Annotated in this window: 14 protein-coding genes; 12 read left to right on the forward strand and 2 right to left on the reverse strand. The window is 58.2% G+C overall.

Features of this window, described 5'->3' with window-relative positions:
• Nucleotides 1-50: 50 nt before the first annotated feature.
• From AD665_RS18735 to AD665_RS18780, 10 genes are all read left to right on the forward strand, one after another.
• Nucleotides 51-2,963 carry an aminotransferase gene (locus tag AD665_RS18735; protein WP_053193150.1) on the forward strand — a complete coding sequence of 971 codons (2,913 nt, stop codon included), beginning with the start codon at nt 51-53 and terminating at the stop codon, nt 2,961-2,963.
• A 264-nt stretch (nt 2,964-3,227) separates the two neighbouring features.
• On the forward strand, nt 3,228-4,106 hold the full coding sequence (gene aguB, locus AD665_RS18740) for an N-carbamoylputrescine amidase (RefSeq protein WP_024778006.1): 879 nt from the start codon (nt 3,228-3,230) through the stop codon (nt 4,104-4,106).
• Between the two features lie 3 nt (nt 4,107-4,109).
• The gene (gene aguA, locus AD665_RS18745) at nt 4,110-5,216 is read left to right on the forward strand and encodes an agmatine deiminase (RefSeq protein WP_024778007.1); all 1,107 of its coding nucleotides are present in this window, start codon (nt 4,110-4,112) and stop codon (nt 5,214-5,216) included.
• A gap of 244 nt (nt 5,217-5,460) precedes the next feature.
• The gene (locus tag AD665_RS18750) at nt 5,461-5,661 is read left to right on the forward strand and encodes a hypothetical protein (RefSeq protein WP_024778008.1); all 201 of its coding nucleotides are present in this window, start codon (nt 5,461-5,463) and stop codon (nt 5,659-5,661) included.
• Between the two features lie 225 nt (nt 5,662-5,886).
• A complete protein-coding gene (locus tag AD665_RS18755) occupies nt 5,887-6,561 on the forward strand; it encodes a DsbA family protein (RefSeq protein WP_024778009.1) in 675 nt (224 codons plus the stop codon).
• 241 nt (nt 6,562-6,802) lie between these two features.
• Nucleotides 6,803-8,089, forward strand: coding sequence for an OprD family porin (locus AD665_RS18760; RefSeq protein WP_053193152.1), 1,287 nt, complete (start codon nt 6,803-6,805; stop codon nt 8,087-8,089).
• 230 nt (nt 8,090-8,319) lie between these two features.
• On the forward strand, nt 8,320-9,066 hold the full coding sequence (locus AD665_RS18765) for a 2OG-Fe dioxygenase family protein (protein WP_024778011.1): 747 nt from the start codon (nt 8,320-8,322) through the stop codon (nt 9,064-9,066).
• 13 nt (nt 9,067-9,079) lie between these two features.
• Nucleotides 9,080-9,517 (forward strand): GNAT family N-acetyltransferase, encoded by a 438-nt coding sequence (locus tag AD665_RS18770; protein WP_173668673.1) that lies wholly within the window; start codon nt 9,080-9,082, stop codon nt 9,515-9,517.
• Nucleotides 9,514-10,227 carry an AzlC family ABC transporter permease gene (locus AD665_RS18775; protein WP_024778013.1) on the forward strand — a complete coding sequence of 238 codons (714 nt, stop codon included), beginning with the start codon at nt 9,514-9,516 and terminating at the stop codon, nt 10,225-10,227. Before AD665_RS18770 ends, AD665_RS18775 begins: the two co-directional genes overlap by 4 nt.
• Entirely contained in the window at nt 10,206-10,523 is a 318-nt protein-coding gene (locus tag AD665_RS18780) for an AzlD domain-containing protein (RefSeq protein ID WP_053193154.1), read from the forward strand. The genes AD665_RS18775 and AD665_RS18780 overlap by 22 nt, the downstream gene beginning before the upstream one ends.
• Here the strand turns inward: AD665_RS18780 and AD665_RS18785 are convergent.
• On the reverse strand, nt 10,440-11,366 hold the full coding sequence (locus tag AD665_RS18785; protein WP_024778015.1) for a LysR family transcriptional regulator: 927 nt from the start codon (nt 11,364-11,366) through the stop codon (nt 10,440-10,442). The genes AD665_RS18780 and AD665_RS18785 overlap by 84 nt on opposite strands.
• A 375-nt stretch (nt 11,367-11,741) precedes the next feature.
• Between AD665_RS18785 and AD665_RS18790 the strand changes: the two genes are divergently transcribed.
• Entirely contained in the window at nt 11,742-12,152 is a 411-nt protein-coding gene (locus AD665_RS18790) for an MbcA/ParS/Xre antitoxin family protein (RefSeq protein WP_024778016.1), read from the forward strand.
• Nucleotides 12,152-12,829, forward strand: a complete 678-nt coding sequence (locus AD665_RS18795; RefSeq protein ID WP_024778017.1) for an RES family NAD+ phosphorylase — start codon at nt 12,152-12,154, stop codon at nt 12,827-12,829. The genes AD665_RS18790 and AD665_RS18795 overlap by 1 nt, the downstream gene beginning before the upstream one ends.
• Before the next feature lie 80 nt (nt 12,830-12,909).
• Here the strand turns inward: AD665_RS18795 and AD665_RS18800 are convergent, their stop codons facing one another.
• Nucleotides 12,910-14,517: a methyl-accepting chemotaxis protein gene (locus AD665_RS18800; protein ID WP_024778018.1), complete on the reverse strand. Its 1,608-nt coding sequence runs from the start codon at nt 14,515-14,517 to the stop codon at nt 12,910-12,912.
• Nucleotides 14,518-14,776 lie beyond the last annotated feature (259 nt).

A 14,776-nucleotide genomic window follows, 5' to 3' on the forward strand; every position in this document is an offset into this window, starting at 1 on the left:
ACTCAGTGGCGTGATAGGTGTTCAATAAAAACCACATCAGGGGTCGTTGTATGCCGCTCGCTACGTTGGTTCACCGTGCCAGTTTGCCAAGCCCACAGATCAGCGCCGAGCAGGCGTTGGTGCTGCTGCGCTTGAACTACGGACTCAGCGGTGATCTGCGACCCCTTGGCAGCCAGCAGGATCTCAACTACCGCGTCGACAGTGAGCGCGGGCGATTTGTGTTGAAAATTTGCCATGGTGACTACGCTGTCCAGGAGCTCCAGGCCCAACATGCTGCCCTCAGGCAACTGGCCCTTCACGGCACGGTAAAAGTGCCGCGGGTGATCGTGGCCGATAACGGCCAAGACCTGTTGACGCTCGACGTCGGCGGACAGGTGGTTCACGTCCGGCTGTTGGAGTACATCGACGGCCAGCCCCTGACCCAACTCAAGCATCTGGGGCTGGAGCTGGTGAGCGGTCTGGGACGCTTGTGTGCCGAAGTCGATCTGGCCTTGGCCGGGTTCGACCATCCGGGTCTGGAGCGCACCCTGCAATGGGATGCCCGCCATGCCAATGCGCTGATCGACCATTTGCTGCCGGTTATTCAGGACGATCAACGGCGCGACCTGATTGCCGAGGTTGCGCAACAGGCCGAGCGACGCCTGCATCCGCTCAAGGCCAACCTGCCGGTGCAAGCGATCCACATGGACCTGACGGACGACAATGTTGTCTGGCAGCGTGATGCCCAGCGCCAATGGCAGTTGCAAGGCGTCATCGACTTTGGTGACCTGGTTCGCACCTGGCGCATCACCGAGCTGTCGGTGACTTGCGCGGCGTTGTTGCATCACGCCAATGGCGATCCGCTTTTCATCCTGCCGGCGGTCCAGGCTTATCACGCGACAAACCCGTTGCAACGTGAAGAACTGCTGGCGCTCTGGCCGCTGATTGTGACGCGTGCCGCCGTGCTGGTGCTCAGTGGCGAACAACAGGCTTCAATCGACCCGGACAACGCTTACAGCCGCGCCAATCTGGAGCATGAATGGGAAATTTTCCGGGTTGCCCACTCGGTGCCGTTCGAACTGATGGAGGCGGCAATCCTGAGCGCCGTTGGCCAGAGTCTGCCACCGATTGTCAGTGAAGGTTTTGTACCCCTGTTGCCGACCCTGGTGGGCCGTGAGTTCGCACTGATTGACCTGGGTGTCCTGAGTCCGCATTTCGAGGCTGGCAATTGGGAGCAGCCGGGTATTGATCAGCGGCTGTTGAGCGAAGCCGCCACCGTTCACGGATTGGCCGCCAGCCGTTACGGCCAGTACCGGTTGTCGCGCACCCGACCGGACAGTGCCGTGGAGCCTGATACCTGCCCGTTGCACGTGGAGCTGCATGTACCTCATGGCACGCCGCTCGAGTCGCCGTTCGCCGGGGTGTTGCACACGACCGCCGACGGCGTGCTGCAACTGGACAGTTCGCAGTTGAGCATACGCCTGTGGGGGGTGTCGTCGCCGCTGCATGCCGGGGCCGCGCTGGTCAAGGGACAGGTATTGGGCGAAGTGGCTGGCCCATTGCGGGTTCAGTTATGTCGGGGCGCGCATTTGAACCCACCGTTGTTCTGCACACCGTCCGCAGCTCCGGCTTGGCAGGCGTTGTGCCCTTCACCGGCGGTATTGCTCGGGCTGGCTTGCGATGCAGAGGAGGAAGTGGACGCCAAGGCATTGCTGGCCCGCCGCGATGCTAGCTTCGCCCGCACCCAGAAACACTACTACGTTGACCCGCCGCGCATCGAGCGTGGCTGGCGCAACCACCTGATCGACATGCAGGGGCGTTCCTACCTCGACATGCTCAATAATGTCGCGGTGTTAGGGCATGGTCATCCACGCATGGCGGCTGTGGCCGCCCGGCAGTGGTCGCTGCTCAATACCAACTCCCGTTTCCACTACGCGGCGATTGCCGAATTTTCCGAACGGTTGTTGTCACTGGCACCGTCAAACATGGATCGGGTGTTTCTGGTCAACAGCGGCACCGAGGCCAACGACCTGGCGATCCGCCTGGCCTGGGCCTACAGCGGCGGACGGGACATGCTCAGCGTGCTGGAGGCCTACCATGGCTGGTCGGTGGCGGCGGATGCGGTCTCGACGTCCATCGCCGACAACCCCAAGGCCCTGAGCAGTCGTCCGGACTGGGTGCACCCGGTAACCGCTCCCAATACCTATCGTGGTGAGTTCCGTGGCCCCGACAGTGCGCCGGACTACGTGCGCAGTGTCGAACACAACCTGGCAAAAATTGCCGAGCAAAAACGCCAACTCGCCGGTTTCATCTGCGAACCGGTGTACGGCAATGCCGGCGGTATCGCGCTGCCACCTGGCTATTTGAAACAGGTCTATGGGCTGGTGCGCGAACGGGGCGGCGTGTGCATCGCCGATGAAGTGCAGGTCGGCTATGGACGCATGGGCGAGTTTTTCTGGGGGTTCGAAGAGCAGGGCGTGGTGCCGGATATCATTACCATGGCCAAGGGCATGGGAAATGGCCAGCCGCTGGGCGCGGTCATCACTCGTCGGGAAATCGCCGAGGCGTTGGAAGCCGAGGGTTATTTCTTTTCGTCGTCCGGCGGCAGCCCTGTCAGTTGCCAGATCGGCATAGCCGTCCTCGATGTCATGGAGGAAGAAGGGCTTTGGGAGAACGCCAGGGTGGTGGGCGGTCACTTCAAGGCTCGTCTGCAAGCCCTGACAGACCGGTACCCATTGGTTGGCGCAGTGCATGGTTCGGGGTTCTATCTGGGCCTGGAACTGATCCGCAACCGCGAAACCCTGGAGCCCGCGACCGAAGAAACCGCGACGCTGTGCAATCGCCTTCGGGAGCTGGGTATCTTCATGCAACCCACCGGTGACTACCTGAACATCCTCAAGATCAAGCCACCGATGGTCACGACCCGTCAGAGTGTGGATTTCTTTGTCGATATGTTGGAGAAGGTCCTGGACGAAGGACTCTGAACCGAGGCTGATGCTCCAAAGCAGGAGCCTGCTCGCGATGCCGGATGGAAAGTCGCATCGCAAGCAGGCTAGCTCCTCCAGACTGATCGCGAGTATTTTCCGATTTTTATCGGCGATAATCGCGATTTTTTTTTCGTCTTTATATTTTCTTAGCTTTTAAGTTCGATTTTTATCGGCTATAAAGTCTTCGTGCCGAAGCCATGGTCGCTTCCTGTCCGCCGTTATCCTCTTTGTCATCCGCTGCACATCGCCCGGAGATGATTCATGAGCCGTATCGTTACCGTCGCCGCCACCCAGATGGCCTGTTCCTGGGACCTTGAAGCCAACATCGAGACCGCTGAAAATCGGGTTCGCGAAGCAGCAGCCAAGGGCGCCCAGATCATCCTGATCCAGGAACTGTTCGAGACCCCGTATTTTTGCCAGAAGACGAACCCGGACTATCTGCTGCTGGCGACCCCGGTTGAAGAAAACGTAGCCATCAAGCATTTCCAGAAGCTGGCGAAAGAGCTGCAGGTTGTGCTGCCGATCAGCTTCTTCGAACTGGCCGGACGTGCGCGTTTCAACAGCATTGCAATCATCGACGCCGATGGACGGAACCTGGGTGTGTACCGCAAGAGTCACATTCCGGACGGTCCCGGCTACCATGAGAAGTATTACTTCAACCCGGGGGATACCGGCTTCAAGGTCTGGAATACCCGTTATGCGAAGATTGGCGTGGGCATCTGCTGGGACCAGTGGTTTCCCGAATGTGCCCGCAGCATGGCGTTGCAGGGTGCGGAAATACTGTTCTATCCGACCGCCATCGGCAGCGAGCCCCACGACAAGAGCATTGCGTCCCGTGACCACTGGCAACGCGTGCAACAAGGCCATGCCGGCGCCAACCTGATGCCGCTGGTGGCCAGCAACCGCATTGGCAACGAGGAGCAGGACGGTTACGACATCACCTTTTACGGCTCATCGTTCATCGCCAATCAGTTTGGCGAAAAAGTCCAGGAGCTGAACGAAACCGAAGAAGGTGTATTGGTACACAGCTTCGATCTCGACGAGTTGGAGCGCATTCGCAGTGCCTGGGGCATTTTTCGGGATCGCCGTCCGAACCTTTACGGACCGATCAAAACCCTTGATGGCTCACTGGAGTCCTGATTCATGACAACGTTGCACAGCACCCCCCGCGCGGATGGCTTTTACATGCCTGCCGAGTGGGCAACCCAGACCCAGGTCTGGATGATCTGGCCCGAGCGCCCGGATAACTGGCGCCTGGGTGGCAAGCCCGCGCAGGCTGCCCACGCAGCGGTCGCCAAGGCCATAGCTCGTTTCGAACCAGTGACCGTGGCGGTTTCAGCTGCTCAATATGAGAACGCCCGGGCGCGCCTCGACGTACCGAATATCCGCCTGGTGGAAATGTCCAGCGACGACGCCTGGGTCCGGGACACCGGCCCGACGTTCGTCATCAATGACAATGGCGAAGTACGTGGGGTCGACTGGGACTTCAACGCCTGGGGCGGTTTTGATGGCGGCCTGTACTCCCCATGGAACCGGGATTCGCAAGTGGCCAGCAAGATCCTTGAGATCGAACGCAGTTCGCGTTATCGCACTGACGGCTTCGTGCTTGAGGGCGGTTCCATCCACGTCGATGGCGAAGGCACCGTGATCACTACCGAAGAATGCCTGCTCAATCGCAACCGTAACCCGCACTTGGGTCGCGAGGACATCGAGGCCGTGCTCAGCGCCCAATTGGCGGTGGACAAGATCATCTGGCTGCCGGACGGTTTGTTCAACGATGAAACCGACGGCCATGTGGATAACTTCTGCTGCTACGTGCGTCCTGGCGAAGTTCTGCTTGCCTGGACCGACGATCCACAGGACCCGAACTACGCACGCTGCCACGCCGCGATGGATGTGTTGCAAAACAGCACCGACGCCAAGGGGCGCGCGTTCATGGTGCACAAAATGCCGATTCCGGGGCCGCTGTATGCCACCGAGGCGGAATGCGCGGGCGTGGATGCCGTGGAGGGTTCTCAGGAGCGCAGTCCGGGCGTGCGACTGGCCGGGTCCTACGTCAACTTCCTGATCGTCAACGGCGGCATCATTGCGCCAAGCTTCGACGATCCGCTGGATGCCACAGCCAGGGAAGTTCTGCAGAACCTGTTCCCACAGCACGAAGTGGTCATGGTTCCGGGTCGCGAACTGTTACTGGGGGGCGGGAATATCCATTGTCTTACTCAACAGCAACCGGCGCCGTACACAAAATGAGTGGTGACGTAACAGCCCAGTGATATCGACTACGCCAGTTCCGCATGGGCGTTTTTGGATCCATTCAAGCGAGCCCGCAGCCCGATTGGGATGCGGGCATTTTTACGCCTGTTTATTGGCGGTGCCGGATACATTGGCATAGCTCTTGTATCTGCATCCCGGCAGTTCCAAAGAGACGGGCTGAGTTGTTTTGTAATAAACCTTGGATAAATTGGCCGCTCATCAACCAGGAGAAGGCGCTGGAATGAATATGATAAGCGAGCGCACATCCCATCCCTTGGCCGTTAATGGTGAGTCGCTTCAAGCCCTGGCGCAGTGGTTGAAGTCCAACGGAACGCGTCAGATCAGAGAGCCTGATCCGCGTCGGCTGATCATGGAGCGCTACCCCGCTGGGCTGTTCAGCGAGGCGGAGCTGGAAGCGTTGTGGGATGTCATGCAAGGATAAGAATTCGACGGATTGATAAAAGCGCTGGCCGGGATGGCAGCGCTTTTTTGTGTGCGAAGGCTATAAGCTGAAGCAGGCCTCTGTGGGAGCGAGCAGGCTCACTCCCACAGGTGGCTCGGCACTTGACCGATTCACGAAACAAACTGAAAGCCATTCCGATGTTTTTCCGCGAGGTTCTCGGGGCTACGCTGCCGTTATCCGGTTCTGACGGCTAGCGGAGTTTCCATGACCACTCTTCATTACATCTATGATCCGCTCTGCGGTTGGTGCTACGGCGCCAAACCACTGGTGCAGGCCGCCCGTGCGGTGCTGCCGGTGATCGCCCATGGCGGCGGCATGATGACCGGTGCCAATCGCCAACCGGTCTCACCCCAGTTGCGTAATTACGTGATGCCCCATGACCGGCGGATCGCCGAACATACCGGCCAGCCGTTTGGTGAGGCCTATTTCGAGGGCCTGCTGCGGGACGAGCACGCGGTGTTCGACTCGGCGCCACCCATTGCGGCGATTCTCGTTGCCGAACAGTTGGGTGGCCAAGGGCTGGACCTGTTGGGGCGCTTGCAAACCGCACACTACGTTGAAGGCCGGAGAATTGCCGATGAAACGGTGCTGTTGGAACTGGCCGGCACCATCGGGCTTGAAGCCGAGGCATTCCAATTGGCGTTCACCGGTGTTGATGTAGAAACCCATATCAAGGCCAGTCGTGCCTTGCTGGCCAAAATCGGTGGCCAAGGCTTTCCAACCCTGGCGCTGGAGCACGAGGGTCTGTTCTCGCGGGTCGATATTGGCCCCTGGCTGGGTAAGCCCGAGGCATTCGCCGAATGGTTGAATCTGTCTTTACCGGTACAGGTCTCTTCCCCTACACCGGTCTGTAGTCTGGATGGATGTTCGGGTTCTTAGACGTTTTTTGCCTAATCAAAGACGATTCACGAAATTGACACATTCTTGAAGGCACGGCTAGGATTCGGCCTACGCCTGTGGCTAACAGCCATGACTCTTAAATAATAAAAGGGCCCGACACGATCACTCGTGGGCGGGCCTTTTCATTATTTCAGGAGCAAGAGTCCGAAAAAGAGCGCAGAAAAAGCGCCATTTCGGCTGCCGGTCGCAGTGCGTATCAATTCATACAAGGAAAACAATCATGTTGAACACGCGCATCGGTTTGATCGCACTGGGGATTTTGAGCACGACACACGCCATGGCCAGCGACCAATCCGAGTCCAAGGGCTTCGTTGAAGACAGCAGTCTGAAAGTGCTGTTGCGCAACGCTTATATCAACCGTGACTACAAGGATGGCAACCAGGACAAGGCCGAATGGGGCCAGGCGGCCATCGGTACATTCTCGTCCGGCTTCACCCAAGGCACCGTCGGTGTGGGAGTGGACGCCTTCGGCCTGTACGCATTGCGTCTGGACGGTGGCAAAGGCCGCAGCGGTGCGGGCGGCATCGACTTCTTCAAGCAAGGCGATAGCGGTAATGCGGCGGATGACCTGTCCAGGTTCGGCGCAGCGGTGAAATTCCGCGTCTCCAATACAGTGCTGGCCTACGGTGACCAGATGCCGGCCTTGCCAGTGTTGAGTTACGACAACTCGCGTTTGTTGCCGGAAAGCTATACCGGCACCCTGATCACCTCCAAAGAGATCAAGGGCCTGGAACTGAACGCCGGCCGTTTCACCGCCGAATCGCGCAAGAGCGCCGAAGGTCGCGATAGCGGTGGACTGAAGTCGATCAACGTATTGGGCGGCAGCTATCAGTTCACCGAACAGTTCAAGGCTTCGCTCTACGCCTCGGATGTCGAGGATGTGCTGAAGAAACAGTATGTCAACGCCAACTATGTGTTCCCGTTGGCCAAGGATCAGTCCTTGACGCTGGACTTCAACGGCTACCGCACCAAACTGGACAACGACTACGTTCGTGAGAACAGCGTCACGGGCGACGACAACAAAATCTGGAGCCTGGCCGCCACCTTCGCCACCGGGCCGCACAGTTTCACGCTCGCTCATCAGCGCAGCACCGGCGACAGCAACCTGGGCTATGCCTACGGTGGCTATCAGCGTGAACAGAATCGGGTGGGGGACGGCGGTAACACAATCTACCTGGCCAACTCCTACTGGTCCGACTTCAACGCGGAAGACGAACGCAGCTGGCAACTGGGCTACGGCCTGGACTTCACCACGTTCGGCGTTCCTGGTTTGACCTATAACGTCGCTTACGTGCGTGGCGATAACATCACTACCTCCACCAGCGAAGGTGGCACCGAGCGCGAGATCTTCAACCAGCTCAAGTACGTGGTCCAGAACGGTCCGGCCAAGGATCTCAGCGTGAGGCTGCGCAGTTCGGTCCTGCGTGTTTCGCAGAAATCCAGCGAGTACAACGTCAGCGGCAACGAGCTGCGAGTATTCGTGGATTACCCGATCAATGTCTTCTGATGTCTGATCGCGTTATCTGAGCCAGAAACCCTCGAATTCGAATTCGGGGGTTTCTGGCTTTTAGCGGCATAAATATTGCCGTAATCGATTGTTTTCCCGATAAAAAGTCGTACTAATGGCCTTTCTGCTTCGTTTCAAGCGTGCCTTGAAATGACTCAAATTCTTTTTCATGGACGGAAATTCTGCACCTACTAGATTAGGCCGCTCAATGCAGTGGAGACCTAATAAAAATGATCGTTCTGAACAGGGAAGTGGGCGAAGCGCTACGACGTGACAAATACGTTAACGTCCGTGGTGGAGACTTCAATCTCTACGGTCATTTCGGCGACTTTGTCCGGCTGACCAAGAGCTGGGATAACATGGAGCCCGACAGTTATTACGGCCAGGCCGAGTCAGGCATGCGGTTTCGCCGCTACAGCGACTTCGAATACAACCCCCAGACCCGCGAGCTCAAGCAGCTCGAACATCGGGCCTATATCCAGTCCAAGGCCAACAACAGCTACGTCGGCGGACTGGAACGGCACTTCCAGGATTTCTCCAACGAAGTGATCAATTCCCCGGTGGTGCGCAGCCTGATCGACACGGACTTCGAGGTATACAAGAACGTCCTGCCGCAGGAACTGCATGATGAAATCTGGCAATGTCAGATCCATCAGATCCGCATCGAGATCAAGCCGGGCAAACAACTGGAAATCACGCCTGAAGGAATTCACTGCGACGGGTATCCGTTCAGCGGTGTGCACTTCTGGGGCCGTCACAATGTGGCGGGTGCGGAGAGCCGGTTGTATACCGCCCAGGAAGAACAGCTGGCGGCGGTTACCTACGAGGACATCCTCGATACGACGTTCTTCCTCGATCGCGACATGCGTCATTACGTGACCCCGGCCCGCAACGTCCACAGCCATGAAATGGCGTTCAGGCAGATCCTGGCGATTTCCTTCTCGCGGCCCGGGACCGCTTTTGACATTGTTCGCTGAACAGCTGGTACCCATGGACGATCCGGAGCCTCAGGTGCTGCTGCGCCGGGCGATGGTCAGGGATGCCGAGCGAATGGAGCAGTTCTTTCGCGGTTTCGACGAAGTGTCGTTCTGCGAATGGCAGGATGCCCGGTTCTTGCGGGGCGTGTTGTTGCAGGAAACCACCACGGCATACCTGGCCATCGATGCCAGTGGCTGCGTGGTGGGTGCGGTGATTGGCGGCATGCTCGGTACCCGTGGCACCATCAACCACCTGGCGGTCAGCCCAAGGCATCGCACCCGCGGCCTGGGCCAGCGTCTGGTGGAAGCGGCTTCCGCCGACATGAAGCGTGTGGGCGTGCTGCGCATGTTCCTCTTCGTCGATGATGCTAACCTGGCCGGCAAGCGTTTCTGGGCAGCCCAGGGGTTCTGCGAACCTCGGGGTGAAATCACTTTCGAGAGAGATCTATGAGCAAGACTTCCAGCCAGCCGCTGGTGGTCGAACCACAAGCCTCGCGTACCTTCGCCGAAGCCAGTCCGGTGGTAGCGGGTTATTTTACGGTTTCGTTTGTGTTCGGTCTGATGGCGGTCAACGCCGGGCTCCCCTTGTGGTTGCCGGTAGCGATGTGCCTGTTCGTCTACGCGGGCGCTTCGCAGTTCGCGGCGCTGGCGTTGATTTCCAGCGGGGCGTCGCTGACCACCATCGTGCTCACTACATTCCTGATCAATGCGCGACATATGCTGATGTCGGTCTACATGGCCAAGGCCTTGCGTGCGTTGGGGCTCAGTCGTTTCGAGCGTTGGTGCTATGCGTCAGGTCTTACGGACGAGTCGTTCGCTTTCCACAGCGTCAAGCTGGGTAGCGGGGCGCCGGTGAGTGTGCGCTATCTCATCGGCTTCAACTTGTTCTGCCATACCTCCTGGGTGCTCGGCGGCTTGTTGGGCGCCGTGTGCGCGCAATACGCGGCGCATTTGATCAAGTATCAGCTCGACTATGCCTTGACCGCGATGATGCTCTACGTGCTGGTTTCGCTGTGCAATACCCGTAACAAGCTGATTGCTGCCCTGGCGGCCGTCGTGTGCATGGGCGTGTTGAGCCTGTTGGGCACGTCGCCATTCAACGTTTTTATCGCCACGTTCGTTGGCTGCGGGGTGGGCGTATGCCTGACCAAACGTTCCTGATCATGGTGGTGGTCCTGATGATGGTCGTGACTTTCCTGCCCCGTGCCTTGCCGTTGCAGATCAACACGGAACACTGGCCACCTTTCGTTGCCCGTGCCCTGGAATACCTGCCGGTGGCGATCGTCGCTGCCATCAGCCTCACCCCGTTGTTGATCAAGGATCAGCAGATACAACTCGACCGCCCGGAGTTCTACGCCGCGATTCCCACGCTGCTATGTGCGTATTTCAGCCGTAACCTGTTTCTCAGTGTGGCGCTGGGCACGGCGGCGTATATCGCGCTCGGTTCGTTCCTGTAGCGCCAGGTCCACGACATCGTGCAGTGCCTGACCTGACAATTCAGGATTGTTCACCACCAGACGTACCTCGAGAGAGTCCTCGAAGTCCGGGAAAATCGTCAGGCCGTTGCGCAGTGCCGCATCCCGGGATACCAGCCCCAGGCCATCGAGTTGGGTGATCAACGACAGCGTCAGCGTTTCACTGCAGGAGTACACCATCCGCTGACTTGAGTCGTATTCGCTCAGCCCTGCATCGAGAAAACGGAGGAAACTTTGGGAGTACGGGCACTCTTCCGCGGGACGTACCTGAAACCTGTCTCCGAGCAAACCGAGGGAATCGCCCTCATTGCCACAATGAGCGCCCACCACCCGCACCTGCACATCAGGCATCGTAATGCTGGAAAAACCGCTCAGTTGCGCGCCGATCAGGATGGCCAGGTCAAAATCTTCATTCTTGAGTTTGCTCAGGTTCTCCATTGATTCGGCGTAACTGAATTCCAACTGGTACTGGGGGAAAACGGCGATCAACCGATCAATCATCCGGCGGTTGAACTCCGCCGGCAGGGTGGTATTGAGCGCCATTTTCAGTGTGCGTTGCCGGGGCCTCTTGAGCGCCGTGACTTTTTCTTCGAGCTGCCGTGTGGCCACCAGCACCTGATCCATGAAAGGGGTCAGTTCCGAACCTTGGCTCGTCAACGTCAGGCCCTTGTTCGAACGCCTGAACAACCGGAAGCCGAATTGCTCCTCGACCTTGTTCAACTGCGCCGCCAATGCCTGCACCGTGAGACACGAATGTTCCGCCGCCGCCGACAACGAGCCGGTCTGCACAATGCGCATGAGGTTGCGTAGGGTTCTGCTATCCATGAGGTAATGCCCTCTGCTTAAGTGGGCTCGCTATTGTTGTGCACCTGGCCCGGGTAAGGCAGTGCATGCGCCTATCATCGTGCAGCTTGCCACGGTTGTCGCGGTTTTGTGGTGAAAAGCTCCGGGAAATAATGGTTGGAGCTTATGTGGGACTTTGGCTTTTCGCTGGTTTGACGCTTGTTGGCTTGTAATTCTTCTTGTCTGGGCCAGTGCCAGACAACCCTTGGCAAACCAGTGGAGCCAGGCTTGATTTCAGCTGAAGGACATTCGCAGGATTTCGGTTTTGTTTAATTCATTTGCGAATTAAATATCAATTTATATCCGTATGTGTACTATCCTGTAGGCATCATCCGGTAACAAAGGGGCCCAAATCCCATGGCTACTTCCTCCATCAACCTCACCGCACAGCAACAACTGGATTCCCCGGACGCGGGTCGAATCGCGTTGAAGTTTTTCTTCAACCTCATGGAATTGTGGGGCTGCAGCGTCGAGCAACAGCGCATCTTGCTGGGCAAGGTTGGGAACACGACCTTCTACAAATACAAACAACTACCCGCCAACGTCAGGTTGCCCCGCGACACCTTGGAGCGTATTTCCTATCTCATGGGTATACACAAGGCGCTGAGCATCATCTTCAGCAACAGCCGGGACCGGGCCTATCAATGGGTCAGCAGTCCCAACGCCGCTGCGCCGTTCAACGGCCAGTCGGCGCTGTCCTACATGCTGGCCGGGCGGGTGGTGGATATCGCTGATGTGCGGCGCTACCTCGACGGAGTACGCGGTTGATGACGCCACTTCTGACGGACCCGCAATGGAAGGGTGCCTATCGGATCGTCAATAGCAGCTTCCCGCCGATCACTCTATTCGAGGACGTACTCGACCCCGAGGATTTGCCCACGGCCTATGCTCTGGAAGCGCTGACCAACGATCGATTGATGGAAGAGGCCGGCATGCTGTCGCGGGTCCGTCCCGAGGACCGGGTTTCCGGGCCCGGTTCCTCGCCAGTGATGGCGGCGTTCACTCATATTGGCAAAAGCAGCCGCTTCAGCGATGGCACCTTCGGCGTCTACTATGCCGCCAGCAGCCAGGAAGCCGCTATTGCCGAGACCTGCTATCACCAGGCGCGCTTTCTCGGGGCAACCAATGAGCCGGACCTTGAGTTGACCATGCGCACCTACGTCAACCAGGTCATCAAGCCCTTGCACGACATCCGCCACGATTACCCCCACCTCCACGACCCGGACCCCACCGCCTACGGCCCGTCCCAGGTATTCGCCCGGCAACTGCGTGAAACATTATCCTGGGGCCTGCTCTATAACAGTGTCCGTCTGCCCGGCCACGAATGCGTCGCCGCATTTCGCCCACCAGCGGTTTCGATTCCGGTGCAGGGCAAGCATATCCGGTATGTCTGGAGCGCCCAGAAGCGGGAAATTTCGTTTGTGTTTGAGGTGAGTCAGGTGTGATTCGAAAATAATAAAAGCTCTAACAGAATCAGCTTTGTGGCGAGGGAGCGCACTCCGTCGCCAAAAAATAGATTGAGCGATCAGATCTTGAACTGCTGCACCGAAGACTGCATCGACCCCGCCGCAGTGTTCAGTTGATTGGCGGTTTGCTGCAGGTGATGAATAGAGAGTGTGTTTTCCCGTGACTGGGCGGCAATCGATTCCACCCGCTGAGCCATCTCATCACTGGCCTTCGATTGCTCGGCAATCGTCTGGGAAATTTCCTCGACCACTTCGGCGGCATGACGGGCGCCGGTTCGGATTTCGCTGATGGACACCCCGGCCTGCTGGGCCAGGTTCACTCCTTCGTCCACGCGACTGACGCAGGCCTGCATGTTTGACACGGCATCCCGGGCACTGGTCTGGATGCGCTCGATCATCGCAGTGATTTCCTGGGTGGACTGGGTGGTACGCGCCGCCAGGTTGCGCACTTCATCGGCGACCACGGCAAAACCCCGACCTGCCTCCCCGGCACGGGCGGCCTCGATGGCGGCGTTGAGCGCCAGCAGGTTGGTTTGCTCGGCGATGCTCTTGATCACCTGGATGATGGAATGAATGTCTTCGGACGAAGCGTCCAGCGCCGTAATCTTGGAGGAGGACTGATTGACCACCTCGGCGATGCGGCTCATACCTTCCACCACTCCAAGAATCACTTGGCCGCCGCTGCTCGCCAATTGTTCCGACTGCGCTGAGATCGTCCGCGCGCTATCGGCATGCTGATGGATCTGGCTGATGTTCGCCATCATCTGCTCCATGCTCGCCGCCATGCTGGTTGCGCTCTGGGCCTGTTGATCGGCGCTAGAGACGATTTGCCTGGCAGTGTCGCCCAAGGTGCGGGACGTGCCGTGCAGCTCATCACTCTGGCTGCGGATCGTGGCGATCATCTGCCGCAGGTTGGCTTGCATCTGTTCAATGACGCTCTGCAATTGGCCCAGTTCATCCTTGCCGTGCGCCCCCATGGACCGCTGCAAATCGCCTTGGGAAATCGCCTGGGTATTGAGGATGATTTTATTCAACGGTGTGAGCACAGCGTTGACCAAGCTCCAGGACGACAGTATCAGTGCCACACAGGTGGCCAATAACGTCCCGATCAGCCAGCGCCCCGAAGATTGGATGCTCTCATCCTGATGCTCGCGAGAAGCCTGGGCCTGATTCTCGATCAGCTCGCTCACGGCTTCATTACGCTCTTCCAATGCCGAAAACGCTGCGTTGAATTCCGTCCGCAGCGCTTGTGTATCCTTGGCGCCACCCAGCACTTTGCCGATTACCTGCTTGGCTTTATCAATGTAGGTATCGGCCTGTGGTTTCAATTCGACGATGGCCTTGGCGACTTCCGCCGGCAACTTAGCCTCGGCGTTCTCGGCAATCACCTTGCGCATCCGTTGCGAATGCTCGTCAAAAGCCTCCTGCACTTCCTTGGCCTCCTGAACATCACCGGGCGTTGCCACCAGCGCAGCCAAGACATCGGCACGAATGGCATCGTGCATCATGTCCGCCTCCATGTGCTTGCGCATGGCTGAAATACTGGTCTCGTTCTCCGCTAGGGACGCGGTCATGGAGGTATGCCCCCACAACCCGATACCGCCGAGTAGAAGAGCAAAGAAAAGACTGACCAACCCCGAAGCGATGATCTTGGTGCGGATCTTCATTGTCGATTGCTCCTGGAGCGGCGATTTCTGGGCAAGTGTAGTCGAGCGCCTGTGAGGGCTTGGGGCAGTGATGCGTCTATTGGGGTATCGGCAAGGGAGAAGTTAAATGAGTGCCGCATAGCGCCTTGCGGCGAGGGGGTGGGCATTCACTGCCCTGAATTCCGATGTGCGGATCGCTTACCTCTATTTGAATAGTCTTGAGAGCGCTAAAGGGAGTAGCCATGCCCCCGCCGTTTGTCGGAACTGTCATTCCTGACAG

The sequence above is a fragment of the Pseudomonas corrugata genome, from assembly GCF_001269905.1.
GTDB classification, from domain to species: Bacteria; Pseudomonadota; Gammaproteobacteria; order Pseudomonadales; family Pseudomonadaceae; genus Aquipseudomonas; species Aquipseudomonas corrugata.

What these genes read in the sequence shown, in the direction of transcription:
- AD665_RS18765 (WP_024778011.1), top strand. Translation starts at nt 8,320, where the DNA reads ATGATCGTTCTGAACAGGGAAGTGGGCGAAGCGCTACGACGTGACAAA.
- AD665_RS18770 (WP_173668673.1), top strand. Translation starts at nt 9,080, where the DNA reads ATGGACGATCCGGAGCCTCAGGTGCTGCTGCGCCGGGCGATGGTCAGG.
- AD665_RS18755 (WP_024778009.1), top strand. Translation starts at nt 5,887, where the DNA reads ATGACCACTCTTCATTACATCTATGATCCGCTCTGCGGTTGGTGCTAC.
- AD665_RS18780 (WP_053193154.1), top strand. Translation starts at nt 10,206, where the DNA reads ATGCCTGACCAAACGTTCCTGATCATGGTGGTGGTCCTGATGATGGTC.
- AD665_RS18790 (WP_024778016.1), top strand. Translation starts at nt 11,742, where the DNA reads ATGGCTACTTCCTCCATCAACCTCACCGCACAGCAACAACTGGATTCC.
- AD665_RS18735 (WP_053193150.1), top strand. Translation starts at nt 51, where the DNA reads ATGCCGCTCGCTACGTTGGTTCACCGTGCCAGTTTGCCAAGCCCACAG.
- AD665_RS18750 (WP_024778008.1), top strand. Translation starts at nt 5,461, where the DNA reads ATGAATATGATAAGCGAGCGCACATCCCATCCCTTGGCCGTTAATGGT.
- aguB (WP_024778006.1), top strand. Translation starts at nt 3,228, where the DNA reads ATGAGCCGTATCGTTACCGTCGCCGCCACCCAGATGGCCTGTTCCTGG.
- AD665_RS18775 (WP_024778013.1), top strand. Translation starts at nt 9,514, where the DNA reads ATGAGCAAGACTTCCAGCCAGCCGCTGGTGGTCGAACCACAAGCCTCG.
- AD665_RS18800 (WP_024778018.1), bottom strand. Translation starts at nt 14,517, where the DNA reads ATGAAGATCCGCACCAAGATCATCGCTTCGGGGTTGGTCAGTCTTTTC.
- aguA (WP_024778007.1), top strand. Translation starts at nt 4,110, where the DNA reads ATGACAACGTTGCACAGCACCCCCCGCGCGGATGGCTTTTACATGCCT.
- AD665_RS18795 (WP_024778017.1), top strand. Translation starts at nt 12,152, where the DNA reads ATGACGCCACTTCTGACGGACCCGCAATGGAAGGGTGCCTATCGGATC.
- AD665_RS18785 (WP_024778015.1), bottom strand. Translation starts at nt 11,366, where the DNA reads ATGGATAGCAGAACCCTACGCAACCTCATGCGCATTGTGCAGACCGGC.
- AD665_RS18760 (WP_053193152.1), top strand. Translation starts at nt 6,803, where the DNA reads ATGTTGAACACGCGCATCGGTTTGATCGCACTGGGGATTTTGAGCACG.